Source organism: Amycolatopsis sp. NPDC088138 (genome assembly GCF_044741685.1).
Lineage (GTDB): Bacteria > Actinomycetota > Actinomycetes > Mycobacteriales > Pseudonocardiaceae > Amycolatopsis.
On the sequence record NZ_JBIUTB010000006.1, the window covers coordinates 193862 to 207068 of the forward strand.

Sequence of the window (13207 nt, forward strand, 5' to 3'; positions counted from 1 at the left end):
CTCGCGCCGGCTCGGTGTGGGTCCCGGACCTCCCGCACCTCAGTGGCGGGACCGGTTGTCGTAGGCCTCCCGGGCCGCTTCGACCCGGTCGAGGTTGCCGGACCACTCGGAAAGGCTCGCGAACAGCGGCCCGAGGCTGCGGCCCAGCTCGCTGATCTCGTACTCCACGCGCGGCGGCACCTCGGCGTGGTAGGTCCGCACGACGAGACCGTCCCGCTCCAGCTGGCGCAGCCGCTGGGTGAGCACCTTCGGCGTGATCGTGCCGATGCGACGTTCCAGCTCCACGAACCGCTGCCGCCCGTATTCCTTGAGCGACCACAGGATCGGCGTCGTCCAGCGACTGAAGACGATGTCGACGACGGGTGCGATCGGGCAGGCCAGCTCGGGTGTGGTCTCAGTCACTTTCGGCGCCTCCAGCCATTACTTTCCTCTAGGTACCTACTATACGTCGGAATGTAGCGTCGCTCGCATGATCACAGTCATGGGAGCAACAGGAAACGTCGGAAGGCCACTGGTCCAGGCCCTGGCCGAGGCCGGCGAACAGGTAACGGCGATATCCCGCCAGAAGACGGCGGACGTGCCCGCCGGCGTCCGCGTGGCACGCGACGCAGAGTCCGCTTTGGACGGTGCCAAAGCGCTGTTCCTGATGGTCCCCGGCGGTTTCGCGCCACTGGACGACCTGCTCGCCGCAGCCCGATCGTCCGGCGTCGGCCGAGTAGTACTGCTGTCGTCGCAAGGAGTGGCAACGGGCCGTCACCCTGCGGTACTGGAGGACTCCGTACGAGCGTCAGGTCTGAAGTGGACGATCCTGCGCCCGGGCGCCTTCGCGTCAAACGCCTTCCAGTGGACAGAAAGCGTCCGAACGGCCAGAAGGGTGGTAGCCCCCTTCGGCGACGTGGCCCTGCCGGTGATCGACCCGGAGGACATCGTCGCAGTGGCAGCATCAGCGTTGCTATCGGACCGCTCCGGCGACGTCCACGAGCTGACCGGCCCAGCCGCAATAACACCCCGCCACCAGGCAGCGGCAATCAGCGAAGCACTAGGAGAGCAGGTGACCTTCGTCCCCCAGACGCGCGAGGAAGCCCAAGCAGCGATGATGGCCTTCATGCCCCCGGAGGTAGCCAACGTGACCCTGAACATCCTGGGCGCGCCAACCCCGCGAGAGCAGCAGGTGAGCCCGGACGTCGCACAGATTCTGGGCCGCCCACCGCGCCCCTTCACCGCCTGGGCCACCCGCAACGCAGGAGCGTTCAAGTGACGACACTGTCCTATCAGGACACCGGAACCGGAGCGCCCGTGGTGTTCCTGCACGGCAACCCGACATCGTCACACTTGTGGCGCAACGTAATACCGCCCCTGCCAGGCCGCCGCCTGGCCCCGGACCTGATCGGCATGGGCGCCTCACCGCGCCCGGACATCGCCTACACGTTCGACGACCACGCCCACTACCTGGACAGCTGGTTCGACGACCTGGCCCTGGACGAGGTAGTCCTGATAGGCCACGACTGGGGCGGCACCCTGGCCGCGGACTGGGCAGCAAGGCACCCGGAGCGTGTCCGCGGCCTGGCGTTCACCGAGGCAATCCTGAAACCGATGACAACAGAGGAGTTCCCGCCGGCAGGCGCAGAGGTCTTCCGCAAGATCAAGACCTCAACGGACCTCTCACCCTTCTTCAGCGGCCTCCCACCGGAGTACCGCACGCAGCACAAGGCCCCACTACTGACCTGGGCCCGCTCACTACCCCTGGACGGCGAACCAGCACCGGTAGTCGCACGCATCAAGCAGTTCACCCCCTGGCTGGCAACGAGCCCAGAGGTCCCGAAGCTCCTGATGACGTTCGACCCGGCCCCCGACACCATGCTGACCCCACCGATGATCACCTGGTTCCAGGAGAACTTCGCAGCCTTGGAGGTGGTCCACCACCCAGTGACAGCAGGCCACCACACCCCAGAAGACCAGCCAGAGCAAATAGCAAAAACCCTGACAACATGGCTGACCCACCTAGAGAGGTGACTTGCCGGAAGGCAGCCACGCTGTCAGGCCGCACCAGAGGCACCGTGGGGGGTCCGGGGGGCTCGGCCCCCGGGGCAGCACGACGAGGATCCCGCCAAGGTCCGCGCCCCCCGCGGACACGCGGAACCACGGAATCGAGTCGGGATGACAGGATTTGAACCTGCGACCCTTCGCTCCCAAAGCGAATGCGCTACCAAGCTGCGCCACATCCCGGTCCCACCCCCAGGGGGGTGTGTGGTCAGCCTAGCGGGTCACGCTAAGCTGACCTTGCACCCGGGTACCTCGGGGGCACGCGGGTGTAGCTCAATGGTAGAGCCCTAGTCTTCCAAACTAGCTACGCGGGTTCGATTCCCGTCACCCGCTCCACCATCGAAAGGGTCGGGGACCTCGAAACCGTCCCTGGCGGAGGCCGCGTCGGCTTCCAGCTTGGCGGCTATCACGTCCAGCAGTTTGTCCGTGTCCACCGGCTTGGTGATGTAGTCGTCCGCGCCGCTGGCCAGGGTCCTGGCCCGGTCTTCCGCTGTCGCTTTGGCGGTCACGGCGATCACCGGGAGGTCCGCGTTGGCCGCCTCCGCGCGGATGGCCGCGATCGTGGCGTTGCCGTCTAGTTCCGGCATCATGACGTCCATCAGGACCAGTGCCGTGTCCTCGTTGCGCTCCAGGGCGCGGATGCCGTCGACGCCCGTCTCGGCGTAGACGACCTCCAGGCCGGCCTGCTCGAGGACCGCGGCCAGGGCGAACACGTTCCGCAGGTCGTCGTCGACGATCAGGACCTTTTCGCCCTGGAAGCGCTTCGGGGCGATGTCCGGGGCGGCCACCAGGACCGTGCTCGGGACCGGCGGCAGCCGTGGGGACGACAGGGCCGTCACCGCCGGGTCCACCAGGTTGGACGCCGCGACCGGCAGATACAGCGTGAACGTCGAGCCCTTGCCCGGCTCGCTGACCACGCGCAGCTCGCCGCCCAGGAGCTCGGTGAGCTGCTGGCTGATGTTCAGGCCCAGGCCGGTGCCGCCGTACTTGCGGCTCGTGGTGCCGTCGGCCTGGCGGAACGCCTCGAAGATGACCGCCAGCTTCTCCTCGGGGATGCCGATGCCGGTGTCCTCGACGGCGAACGCGATGATGCCCGGCGCGTTCCGGAGGGCCTCCTGCTCGACCTCGGCCGGGTCGGCCGCGCGGATGTGCAGGCGGACGCCGCCCTCGTCGGTGAACTTCGCCGCGTTCGAGAGCAGGTTGCGCAGGATCTGCTGGAGGCGGTGCTCGTCGGTGTGGACACTGCCCGGCACCGGCGGGTCGATGTGGACCGCGAACTCCAGGCCCTTGTCGGCCGTGAGCGGCCGGCACAGCGACTCGACGTAGTCCACCAGCTCCGGCAGCGTGATGTCGGACATCTGCATGTCGAGCCGGCCGGCTTCGACCTTCGCCAGGTCCAGTATGTCGTTGATCAGCTGCTGCAGGTCGGAGCCCGCCGCGTAGATCGTGCGGGCGAACTGGATCTGCTTCTCGGTGAGGTTGCCCTCGGGGTTCTCCGACAGCAGCTTCGCCAGGATCAACGCGCTGTTCAGCGGCGTCCGCAGCTCGTGCGACATGTTCGCCATGAACTCGGTCTTGTACTGCGACGCGACCGTCAGCTGCCCGGCCCGCTCCTCCAGCTCCTGGCGGGCCTGCTCGATCTCGCTGTTCTTGACCTCGATGTCGCGGTTCTGCTGGGCGAGCAGCGCGGCCTTCTCGGCCAGCTCGGTGTTGGACCGCCGCAGCTCGCCCTGCTGGGCCTGCAGCTGCTCGGACCGCGCGCGCAGCTCCTGCGCCAGCCGCTGCGACTCGGTCAGCAGCGCCTCGGTGCGGGAGTTCGACAGGATCGTGTTGACGTTGACGCCGATCGTGTGGCGCAGCTGTTCGAGCAGGTCCTGGTGGACGGTGCTGAACTCGTTGACCGAGGCCAGCTCCAGCACCCCGAGCACCTCGCCCTGGAACAGCACCGGCAGCACGATCAGGTTGACCGGTGACGCCGAGCCGAGCCCGGACGACACCATCGCGTACTCCGGCGGCGCGTTGTGGACCAGGATCGTGCGGTGGTCGACGGCGGCCTGGCCGATCAGCGACTCGCCGATCGCGAACCGCAGGCCGGCGCGGGACTGGGCGAGGCCGTAGGCGGCGATGCACTCCAGCACCGTGCCGTCGCGGTCGTCGTCGCGGGCCAGGAAGAACGCGCCCTGCTGGGCGCGCACCAGCGGCGCCAGCTCGGACAGGATCAGCGCGCCGACCGACGCGAGGTCGCGGTGCCCCTGCATCCGGCCGGACAGCTGGGCGAGGTTCGTCTTCAGCCAGTCCTGCTCGGTGTTGGTCCTCGTCGTCTCCTTGAGGTTCGCGATCATCTGGTTGATGTTGTCCTTGAGGTCCGAGACCTCACCGGACGCGTCGACCGTGATGTGCCGGGTCAGGTCGCCCGCGGTGACCGCGGTGGCGACCTGCGCGATCGCGCGGACCTGCGTGGTCAGGTTCCCGGCCAGCTGGTTCACGCTCTCGGTGAGCCGCTGCCAGGTGCCGGACACGCCGTCGACCTCGGCCTGGCCGCCGAGCTTGCCCTCGGTGCCGACCTCGCGCGCCACGCGTGTGACCTCGGAGGCGAACGCCGAGAGCTGGTCGACCATCGTGTTCATGGTCGTCTTGAGCTCGAGGATCTCGCCGCGGGCGTCGACGTCGATCTTCTTCGTCAGGTCGCCCCGCGCGACGGCCGTGGTGACCTGGGAGATGTTCCGGACCTGGCTGGTCAGGTTGTGGGCCATGAAGTTGACGTTCTCGGTCAGGTCCTTCCAGGTCCCGGCCACGCCGGGGACGCGCGCCTGGCCGCCGAGGATGCCTTCGGTGCCGACCTCGCGCGAGACGCGCGTGACCTCGTCGGCGAACGCGCGCAGCGTCTCGACCATGCCGTCGAGCGTCTCGGCGAGCGCCGCGACCTCGCCCTGGGCGACGATCGAGATCTTCTTCGACAGGTCGCCGTTGGCCACGCCGGTCGCCACCGTGGCGATGCTGCGCACCTGGTCGGTCAGGTTGGTGGCCATGACGTTGACGTTGTCGGTGAGGTCCTTCCACGTGCCCGCGACACCGCGGACGGTGGCCTGGCCGCCGAGCTTGCCTTCGGTGCCGACTTCGCGGGCGACACGCGTGACCTCGTCGGCGAACGCGGAGAGCTGGTCGACCATCGTGTTGAGCGTGGTCTTGAGTTCCAGGATCTCGCCGCGCGCGTCGACCGAGATCTTCTGGGTCAGGTCGCCCTTCGCGACCGCCGACGTCACCGTCGCGATGTTCCGGACCTGGTCGGTCAGGTTGTTCGCCATGAAGTTGACGTTGTCGGTCAGGTCCTTCCAGGTCCCGGCGACACCGGGCACGGTGGCCTGGCCGCCGAGCTTGCCTTCGGTGCCGACTTCGCGGGCGACGCGGGTGACCTCGTCGGCGAACGCGGAGAGCTGGTCGACCATCGTGTTGAGCGTGGTCTTGAGCTCGAGGATCTCGCCCCGGGCGTCCACCGCGATCTTCTGCGTCAGGTCACCGCGCGCGACGGCCGTCGCGACCTGGGCGATGTTGCGGACCTGGGTGGTCAGGTTGTTCGCCATGAAGTTCACCGAGCCGGTGAGGTCGCGCCAGGTGCCGGCGACGCCGGGGACCTGCGCCTGCCCGCCCAGCTGACCCTCGGTGCCCACCTCGCGGGCCACTCGGGTGACTTCGTCGGCGAACGCCGAGAGCTGGTCCACCATGGTGTTCATGGTCGTCTTGAGCTCGAGGATCTCGCCGCGGGCGTCGACGGTGATCTTCTGCGTCAGGTCGCCCCGCGCCACGGCCGTGGTCACGTGGGAGATGTTGCGGACCTGGTCGGTCAGGTTGTCGGCCATCCCGTTGACCGAGTCGGTGAGGCTGCGCCACGTCCCGGCCGCGCCGGCCACCTCGGCCTGCCCGCCGAGCTTGCCCTCGCTGCCGACCTCGCGCGCGACGCGGGTGACCTCGCCGGCGAACGCCGAGAGCTGGTCGACCATCGTGTTGAGCGTGTTCTTCAGCTGCAGGATCTCGCCGCGGGCGTCGACGTCGATCTTCTTCGTCAGGTCGCCGGTGGCCACCGCGGTCGCCACCTGCGAGATCCCGCGGACCTGGTCGGTCAGGTTGTCGGCCATCAGGTTGACCGAGTCGGTCAGGTCGCGCCACGTGCCGGCGACGCCCGGCACCTGGGCCTGGCCGCCGAGCTTGCCGTCGGAGCCGACCTCGCGGGAGACGCGGGTGACCTCGTCGGCGAACGACGAAAGCTGGTCCACCATGGTGTTGATGGTGTTCTTGAGCTCGAGGATCTCGCCGCGGGCGTCGACGTTGATCTTCTGGGTCAGGTCGCCGCGCGCGACGGCCGTGGTGACCTGCGCGATGTTGCGGACCTGCTCGGTGAGGTTGTCGGCCATGAAGTTGACGGAGTCGGTCAGGTCGCGCCAGGTCCCGGACACGCCCGGGACGACGGCCTGGCCGCCGAGACGTCCCTCACCCGCGATCTCGCGGGAGAGCCGCGTCACTTCGGCGGCGAAGCGCGAGAGCTGCGCGATGAGGCCGTTGACCGTCTTCGCCAGCGTGGCGTACGCGCCCTGCAGCGGGCGGCCGTCGAGGGTGAGGGTCATCGGCTGGGACAGGTCGCCGTCGGCGACCCCGCCGAGCACGCGCTCCAGCTCGATGGCCGGGCGGGTGAGGTCGTCGACGAGGCCGTTGACGGCGTCGACGGCGGTGGCCCAGCCGCCGGGGCCGACCTCGGTCTCCAGCCGTTCGAGCAGTCGGCCTTCCTGGCCGACCGCCGTGCGCGCCCGCAGCAGTTCGCTCACGAGCCGCTGGTTGCGCTCGGCGATGTCGTTGAACGCGACGGCGAGCTGCGCCGAAACGCCGTCGCCGTGCGGCACGAGCCGCCGCCGGAAGTTGCCGTCCCCGAGATCCCGCACCGCCACGAGCAGCCGCTCCAGCGCCGCCGCCTCGCCCTGGGATTCCGTTGTCATGTGTGCCGACCCTCTCCACCACGCATGCGCCAGCCATGGTCGTCGACCCAGCGTGCCATGATTCGCCCTACACTTCGAGCCAGTCCGCCCGCTCACGCGGTAGCCGTGCGATAGCAGTCCGGAGGCAGGAGGTCCGTGCATGGTGTCACGTCCGGCTCCGGCGTCGGCAGCCCTGCCGCCGATGGCCGCCGGTGACGCGCCGCCGGGCTTCGACGCCTTCGGACGGGCGGTGCTGGAGGACGTCCGGGACGCGGTGTTCCTGCAGGACGCCGAGGGTGTGCTGCGCTGGGCGAACCCCGCCGGGCGGACGCTGACCGGCGACACCGAGCCGAAGCTGCACCCCGTCGCCGAGACGTCCGGCCACGTCGAAGTGACCGGCCACCGCCACCCCGCCCGCGTCCGGGCCCTGCCCGGTGGCTGGCATTCCTGGACGGTCCCCAGCCTCGCCGAGAGCAGTACCGCCCGGCCGCACGTGGGCGACTTCCTGGCCGAGGCCGGGCCCCGGCTGGCCTCGGCGCGCGGCCGCCACGGCACCGCCCGGGTGATCGCCGAGCTGGCCGCGTCCGCGCTCGCCGAGACCGTGTTCGTGCTGCTGCCCACCACCCGCGGCCGGTGGGAGTGGTGGAGCTGCGAGCGCCCGTCCTCCCACGGCCACGGCCGGATCCGGCGGGTGCCCGCCCAGGTCGCGCCGGTGCTGGCGGCGACGTTCGGCGTCACCGGGACGCCGCGGCCGTCGCCGGTGCCCGCGGCCGAGGTCGCCACGCTGCCCTCGATCGTCGCCGACCGGTTCGCCGGGCACGCCGACGTCACGGTCGTCTCGCTGGGCCCGAGCGCGAGCGCCGGGGTCACCGGAGCGCTGCTGCTGGGCCGCCGCACGGACCCGGAGTTCGGTGCCGAGCAGGCCCGCGCGGTGGTCGAGTTCGCGAAGGCGTCGGGCACGGCGCTGGCCAACGCGCAGCGCTACGCCCGGCAGGAGGAGGCGACGCGCGGCCTCGAGACCACGCTGCGCCCGGTCGACCCGCCCGAGCTGGACGGCGCCCGGTTCGAGACCTGGTACGAGCCGGCCGCCGGGGTGCTCACGGTCGGCGGCGACTTCTACGACGTCCTGCCGCACGACGACGGCAGCGCGTTCCTGGTGCTCGGCGACATCTGCGGCAAGGGCGCCGAGGCCGCGGCCCTGACCGGCCGGGTCCGGCACGCGCTCACCGCGCTCGCGATGGTCGAACGCGACGGCCGGACGCTGTTGCGGCTGCTCAACGAGCTGCTCATCGCCGGCGGCAGCAGCCGGTTCGCCACCCTGGTGCTCGGCACGGCCACGCCGACGGAGGAGGGCGTCGACCTCACGCTGGCCTCCGGCGGGCACCCGGCGCCGCTGATCGTGCGCCACGCTGGCGGTGTCGAAGAGGTCACCGTGCCGGGCACGCTGGTCGGCATCTCGCCTCAGGCCCGGTTCGCCGAGGCGAAGGTGCGGCTGGGGCCCGGCGACCTGTGCCTGCTCTACACCGACGGCATCACCGAGGCCCGCAACCGGCACGACCCGTCGGAGCTGTTCGGCGACGACCGGCTGCGCGCGGTGCTGACGGCCGCGGCCGGGCAGCCGGCCCGCGAGGTCGTCCGCCGGCTGCGCCAGGCCGTGCGCGACTGGCTCGGCAACTCCGCCCACGACGACATCGCCGTGCTGGCCGTGGAGTGCGCCGACTGATCGACCTTGCGTTTGCCGGCCGTCCGAGCGGGTAATTCGGATTCCATGGCGAATGCACTGGAAGGCCGCCGGGTCGCGATCCTGGCCGCGGACGGCGTCGAGCAGGTCGAGCTGGAGCAGCCGCGGCAGGCCGTGCTGGACGAGGGCGCGACCGTCGAGCTCGTGTCGCTGGACACCGGTGAGATCCAGGCGATGAACGGCGACATCGACAAGGGCGACACGTTCGCCGTCGACCGCAAGGTTTCCGACGTGGCGATCGGCGATTTCGACGCGCTGCTGCTGCCCGGCGGGACGATGAACCCGGACAATCTGCGGGTGAACCCCGAGGCGGTGCAGTTCGTGGGCGACTTCGTGCGGGCCGGCAAGCCGGTCGGCGTGATCTGCCACGGTCCGTGGACGCTCGTCGAGGCGGATGTCGTGCGTGGCCGCACGCTGACGTCGTACCCGAGCATCCGGACCGATCTGCGTAACGCCGGGGCCACGGTCGTCGACGAAGAAGTAGTCGTGGACGACGGCCTGGTCTCCAGCCGCAACCCGGACGACCTGCCGGCGTTCTGCGCCGCGGTCGTGCGGGAGTTCGCGGGCTGAAGCCGTCCTCTGTGGACATTCACCCGGCTGTGTCCTTAAGTCCCGCTTAAATATGTTGGCTTTCGGTGTTCCGGCGGAGGACGCTGAGGGTGTGACCAGGATCGCCCGGGAGGAGGTGGACGCAATGACAGTGAACGCCAGGCGCTACGGCCGTTGGTGCCGTGAACACTTCGACGTGGTCGCCGCCGAGGACGTTCCGGCACCCCGGGGCGCCGACCCCGCCGAGACCCGGCCGCAGCCGGCTCCGGCGCCGATCGAGACCGTCGCCGAACAGCCGCAGCAGAGCTGATAGCCCAGACACCGAAAGGGCCCCCGGATCACGATCCGGGGGCCCTTTCCGCGTCGTCGGCCGGTCAGCGGTAGCTGCGACGGCGGTACCAGACCCGCCTCGGGCCGGGCGCGCCGATGCGCGTGATGACGTCGGTCAGCACGGCGCCGATGACGAGCCAGATGACCGCGGCCAGGCCGTCGTTGCAGAAGACCCGGAACTTCTCGGAGTCCGGCGTGAAGAGGTCGCGCAGGCCGAGCGAGACGCCACCCGACCACTCGGAGATGAGGTGCGCGAACCCGTTCGCCGCGTTCGCCTCGCCGAAGACCAGCACGATGTGCACGGCGAGGACGAGGGCGAACACCGCGCACACGAGGTGGATGAGCGCGTTGACCGTGCGCACGATCCGGATGCGCGGATGGGTCCGCTCCACGACTTCTTCGGTCGCGGCGGGCTCGTACCGCGGATCGTAGGGCTGCTCGGGGGGAGGGGGATACGGCATCGTCGGCGCCGTCCTTTCGACAGTCCTCTGTGGACGGATCTGGGGCGTGCGGTGCCAGGGGGAAGTACCCGGTGCCGGGGGCGGCAAACCAGGTATTCCGTAAACTTCCGCATCATGCGGTGTGATAGGGTAGTTTGAGGAACAGGGAGGGTCATGGCGCAGGAGGTCTACTCTGTCGAACAGGTCGCGACGCAGCTCGGCCTGCACGTGCGGACGGTCCGGAACTACGTGCGGGACGGGCGGCTGAAGGCGGTCCGGATCGGCAAGCAGTACCGGATCACCGCGGCCGACCTGGCCGCTTTCACCGGGCTCCCGGCCACCGCGGCACCGGCCAAGCGGGCGGACCTGTCGAGTGTGGTCGAGATCGACGACGTCGACCGCGCGACGGCCGACCGGATCGCCACCACGATCCACGCGTCGCTGCTCGGACCGCGGGACGGCGGTGAGTCCCTGCGCGCCGAGACGATCTACGACCGGGAGCGCGCCGTCATGAAGATCATCGTCCTGGGCGACCTCGCCGCGGGCGCCGACCTGCTGCGGATGGTCGCGGGGTTCGTCGAAGGCTTGAGCTGAAAGGGAAAAGATCATGATCGACGTCCGCCACGAGGTCACCGTGTGGCTCGTCCCCGGCGACGGGCCCGAGCTGGTCACCGAGCAGGACGCCGTCGACCTGATCGGGGCGACGTTCGGGTCCGGCGCGAGTGTGCTCGTCGTGCCGGTGGAGCGGTTCCCCGAGCGGTTCTTCGACATGCACACCAAGCTGATCGGGCACTTCTTCTCGAAGGTCGTCCAGTACGGCTTCCGGCTGGTCCTGCTCGGCGACGTCAGCGCGCACGTCGCGGCGAGCACCGCGTTCCGCGACGTCGTGCGGGAGTCGAACCGCGGCAAGGACGTCTGGTTCGTGGCCGATCTCGGCGAGCTGGACACTCGCCTGGCCGCGCGGGGCTGAGCCGGGCGGCTGAACCCCGGCCGGGGCGGGCAACCCGGGCGTCCACGGCACGTCCAGGTGATCATGAGCATCCTCCGGCGTGCGGCACTGACGCTGTCCGTCCTCACCGCCCTGGCCGTCCCCGCCTCGCCCGCCTCCGCGGGAACCTCGGAAACCGTTGTCCCGAAAGGCTTCCAGCCGGCCTCGACGAGCTGGACCGGCCCGGACACCGGGTACGTCCTCGGCTACTCGCCCTGCGCGGAGTCGTGGTGCCCGGCGCTGCTGGCCACCACGGACGGCGGGCACCACTGGCGGCGGCTGGGCGCGCCGTCGCTGGCCCTGCCGGACAACCACAACCACGTCGCCTTGACGTTCGTCACCGAGCGCGTCGCGTACGTCAGCGACGGCGTGCACGTGCGGACGACGCGCGACGGCGGCGCGACCTGGCACCCGGTCGGGCTGGCCGGCGCGCAGGAGCCGTTCTACGTCTCGAAGATCACCGAAACCGCCGGCCGGGTGTTCGCCGTGCTCAGCACGTACGGCGAAGGCCGTGGCTCGACGCGGCTGTACTCGGCGGCCGCGGGTTCGCCGGTGCTGGTCCCGGTGCCGGGCTTCGCGGTCACCGGCGACATCACCTACGGCGACCTCGCGGTCGGCGGCGGCCTGCAGGTCGCGCTCGGCGCGAACTACGGCGACGAGAAGTACTGGACCTCGCGCGACGGCATCGCCTTCACCCCGGCCGCGCCGCCGTGCCCGACGGGGACGGTCGCGTCGCTCGCCGGAGTCCGGGACCGGCAGGTCGTGGCGTTGTGCAGCAGCAGTCCCGGCTCGCCGCAGCCGGGTTCGACCGAGCGGAGCGTGCGGCACGCGCCGCGGCTCGGTGGCACGTTCAGCGGCACCGACGCGGCGCCGGTCGTCGGCATCACGCAGGGCTTCGGGGCGGCCTCACCGGCGTCCGCGACGATCGCGGCCGAGGGCGGCGGCGTGGGGTTCCTGCACAGCACGGCCGACGGCGGCCGCACCTGGACGACGACCGTCCTCTCGGAACGCGGCCTCAGCCTGACCGATCTGGACTTCCCGGGCCGCGGCACCGGCGTGGTCGTCGACGGCCAGCCCGACGCGGCCGGCGGCTCCGCTCTGTACCGGTCCACGGATGGTGGAAAGAGCTGGCACGAACTCCTGTTCGGCTGATTACCGCTGGCAGGCAAGGCCCTTGTGCGCGGTTCTCTTGATGAACGCCATGTCGTAGTCTGAGCACTGTCCGTTGCCGGACACGGTGGGCGGGGCCCGGGGCAGGGGCTCGTCCGCCGCTCGACGAGGGAGAGTCGATGACGCCTGGGGACCTGCGGTCCGGGGCCGAGGGAGGCGCAGCTTCCCTCGATTTCAGCAAGGCGAGTTTGGCCCGGCTGTCCGACGCGCTGCTCGGCGGGCACGATCACTACGAAGTCGACCGCGAAGCGATGCGGCGGCTGCTGGCGATCGCGCCCGGCGCGCGCACGATGGCGAAGGAACACCGCGACTGGCTGGTCCGCGCGGTGCGGTTCCTCGCCGGAAAGCGTGGCATCAGCCAGTTCCTGGACCTGGGCTCGGGCATGCCGACCGCGGAGAACACCCATCAGGTGGCGCAGAGATACAACCCCGACGCCCAGGTGGTGTACGTCGACAACGACCCGGTCGTGCAGGTGCACGGGCGGGCGCTGCTGGAGGAGAACTACCTCACCCACGTCACCGGCGCGGACCTCACGAAACCGGCGGAGACCCTCGCCGACCCGGTCGTGCGCGAACACCTGGACTTCGCGGAGCCGGTGGGGCTGATCCTGACCTCGATCGTCCACCACATCGACGACTACGACCGGGCGAAGAAGATCGTCTCGGAGTACGCCGCCGCGCTCGCTCCCGGGTCGTACCTGCTGCTCACGCACAACTTCGACCCCGAAGAGGACTCGCCGCGCCAGGAGCTGGCGCGGTTGCTCGAGACCAGTTTCCAGGGCACCGGGCTGGGCAGCGTCCACCGGTCGCGGGAACAGATCACGTCGTTCTTCGAGGGCCTCGAACTGCTCCGGCCGGGGCTGGTCTACCTGCACGAATGGTGGCCGGACGGACCGCGGATCCACCCGTTGAGCGAGCTGAACTTCCTGACGCTGGGCGGGGTCGCCCGCAAGGTGTGACCGAGCCCCGGCACTTTCACGTG

General features: G+C 70.3%; 12 protein-coding genes and 2 tRNA genes. 10 read left to right on the top strand and 4 right to left on the bottom strand.

Annotation, left to right across the window (positions count from 1 at the left end; translation table 11 throughout):
* Positions 1-39: 39 nt before the first annotated feature.
* Entirely contained in the window at positions 40-402 is a 363-nt protein-coding gene (locus ACIOD2_RS32670) for a winged helix-turn-helix transcriptional regulator (protein ID WP_400546796.1), read from the bottom strand.
* A 67-nt stretch (positions 403-469) separates the two neighbouring features.
* On the opposite strand from ACIOD2_RS32670, the gene ACIOD2_RS32675 reads away from it, so the two are divergent.
* Together ACIOD2_RS32675 and ACIOD2_RS32680 are read left to right on the top strand one after the other, a co-directional pair.
* On the top strand, positions 470-1258 hold the full coding sequence (locus ACIOD2_RS32675; RefSeq protein ID WP_400546799.1) for an NAD(P)H-binding protein: 789 nt from the start codon (positions 470-472) through the stop codon (positions 1256-1258).
* Positions 1255-2013 carry an alpha/beta fold hydrolase gene (locus ACIOD2_RS32680; RefSeq protein WP_400546801.1) on the top strand — a complete coding sequence of 253 codons (759 nt, stop codon included), beginning with the start codon at positions 1255-1257 and terminating at the stop codon, positions 2011-2013. Before ACIOD2_RS32675 ends, ACIOD2_RS32680 begins: the two co-directional genes overlap by 4 nt.
* A 139-nt stretch (positions 2014-2152) precedes the next feature.
* Here ACIOD2_RS32680 and ACIOD2_RS32685 read toward each other — a convergent pair.
* Positions 2153-2226 (bottom strand) — tRNA-Pro (locus tag ACIOD2_RS32685).
* Between the two features lie 79 nt (positions 2227-2305).
* Here ACIOD2_RS32685 and ACIOD2_RS32690 point away from each other — a divergent pair.
* Positions 2306-2379: transfer RNA gene (locus ACIOD2_RS32690), tRNA-Gly, on the top strand.
* Here the strand turns inward: ACIOD2_RS32690 and ACIOD2_RS32695 are convergent.
* Complete coding sequence (locus tag ACIOD2_RS32695; protein WP_400548855.1) at positions 2331-7028, bottom strand: HAMP domain-containing protein; 4698 nt, start codon at positions 7026-7028, stop codon at positions 2331-2333. The genes ACIOD2_RS32690 and ACIOD2_RS32695 overlap by 49 nt on opposite strands.
* Positions 7029-7167: 139 nt before the next feature.
* Here ACIOD2_RS32695 and ACIOD2_RS32700 point away from each other — a divergent pair, with 139 nt between their 5' ends.
* The 3 genes from ACIOD2_RS32700 to ACIOD2_RS32710 all read left to right on the top strand — a co-directional run bounded on the left by ACIOD2_RS32700 (position 7168) and on the right by ACIOD2_RS32710 (position 9607).
* On the top strand, positions 7168-8730 hold the full coding sequence (locus ACIOD2_RS32700; protein ID WP_400546804.1) for a SpoIIE family protein phosphatase: 1563 nt from the start codon (positions 7168-7170) through the stop codon (positions 8728-8730).
* Between the two features lie 45 nt (positions 8731-8775).
* Positions 8776-9318 carry a type 1 glutamine amidotransferase domain-containing protein gene (locus ACIOD2_RS32705; RefSeq protein ID WP_400546807.1) on the top strand — a complete coding sequence of 181 codons (543 nt, stop codon included), beginning with the start codon at positions 8776-8778 and terminating at the stop codon, positions 9316-9318.
* A gap of 124 nt (positions 9319-9442) precedes the next feature.
* Complete coding sequence (locus tag ACIOD2_RS32710) at positions 9443-9607, top strand: hypothetical protein (protein WP_400546810.1); 165 nt, start codon at positions 9443-9445, stop codon at positions 9605-9607.
* A 64-nt stretch (positions 9608-9671) separates the two neighbouring features.
* Here ACIOD2_RS32710 and ACIOD2_RS32715 read toward each other — a convergent pair whose 3' ends face one another.
* The gene (locus tag ACIOD2_RS32715) at positions 9672-10088 is read right to left on the bottom strand and encodes a hypothetical protein (RefSeq protein WP_400546813.1); all 417 of its coding nucleotides are present in this window, start codon (positions 10086-10088) and stop codon (positions 9672-9674) included.
* Positions 10089-10241: 153 nt separating this feature from the next.
* Here ACIOD2_RS32715 and ACIOD2_RS32720 point away from each other — a divergent pair, with 153 nt between their 5' ends.
* The 4 genes from ACIOD2_RS32720 (at position 10242) to ACIOD2_RS32735 (ending at position 13184) form a co-directional block, all read left to right on the top strand.
* Entirely contained in the window at positions 10242-10661 is a 420-nt protein-coding gene (locus ACIOD2_RS32720; RefSeq protein WP_400546816.1) for a helix-turn-helix domain-containing protein, read from the top strand.
* 13 nt (positions 10662-10674) lie between these two features.
* On the top strand, positions 10675-11037 hold the full coding sequence (locus ACIOD2_RS32725) for a DUF4180 domain-containing protein (protein WP_400546818.1): 363 nt from the start codon (positions 10675-10677) through the stop codon (positions 11035-11037).
* A gap of 57 nt (positions 11038-11094) precedes the next feature.
* A complete protein-coding gene (locus ACIOD2_RS32730; RefSeq protein WP_400546820.1) occupies positions 11095-12207 on the top strand; it encodes a hypothetical protein in 1113 nt (370 codons plus the stop codon).
* Between the two features lie 137 nt (positions 12208-12344).
* Entirely contained in the window at positions 12345-13184 is an 840-nt protein-coding gene (locus ACIOD2_RS32735; RefSeq protein ID WP_400546823.1) for an SAM-dependent methyltransferase, read from the top strand.
* Positions 13185-13207 lie beyond the last annotated feature (23 nt).

Bases quoted from the DNA above. Each gene is read 5' to 3' on its own strand.
- ACIOD2_RS32675 (WP_400546799.1), top strand. From the start codon at position 470: ATGATCACAGTCATGGGAGCAACAGGAAACGTCGGAAGGCCACTGGTC.
- ACIOD2_RS32695 (WP_400548855.1), bottom strand. From the start codon at position 7,028: ATGACAACGGAATCCCAGGGCGAGGCGGCGGCGCTGGAGCGGCTGCTC.
- ACIOD2_RS32700 (WP_400546804.1), top strand. From the start codon at position 7,168: ATGGTGTCACGTCCGGCTCCGGCGTCGGCAGCCCTGCCGCCGATGGCC.
- ACIOD2_RS32705 (WP_400546807.1), top strand. From the start codon at position 8,776: ATGGCGAATGCACTGGAAGGCCGCCGGGTCGCGATCCTGGCCGCGGAC.
- ACIOD2_RS32710 (WP_400546810.1), top strand. From the start codon at position 9,443: ATGACAGTGAACGCCAGGCGCTACGGCCGTTGGTGCCGTGAACACTTC.
- ACIOD2_RS32715 (WP_400546813.1), bottom strand. From the start codon at position 10,088: ATGCCGTATCCCCCTCCCCCCGAGCAGCCCTACGATCCGCGGTACGAG.
- ACIOD2_RS32720 (WP_400546816.1), top strand. From the start codon at position 10,242: ATGGCGCAGGAGGTCTACTCTGTCGAACAGGTCGCGACGCAGCTCGGC.
- ACIOD2_RS32725 (WP_400546818.1), top strand. From the start codon at position 10,675: ATGATCGACGTCCGCCACGAGGTCACCGTGTGGCTCGTCCCCGGCGAC.
- ACIOD2_RS32735 (WP_400546823.1), top strand. From the start codon at position 12,345: ATGACGCCTGGGGACCTGCGGTCCGGGGCCGAGGGAGGCGCAGCTTCC.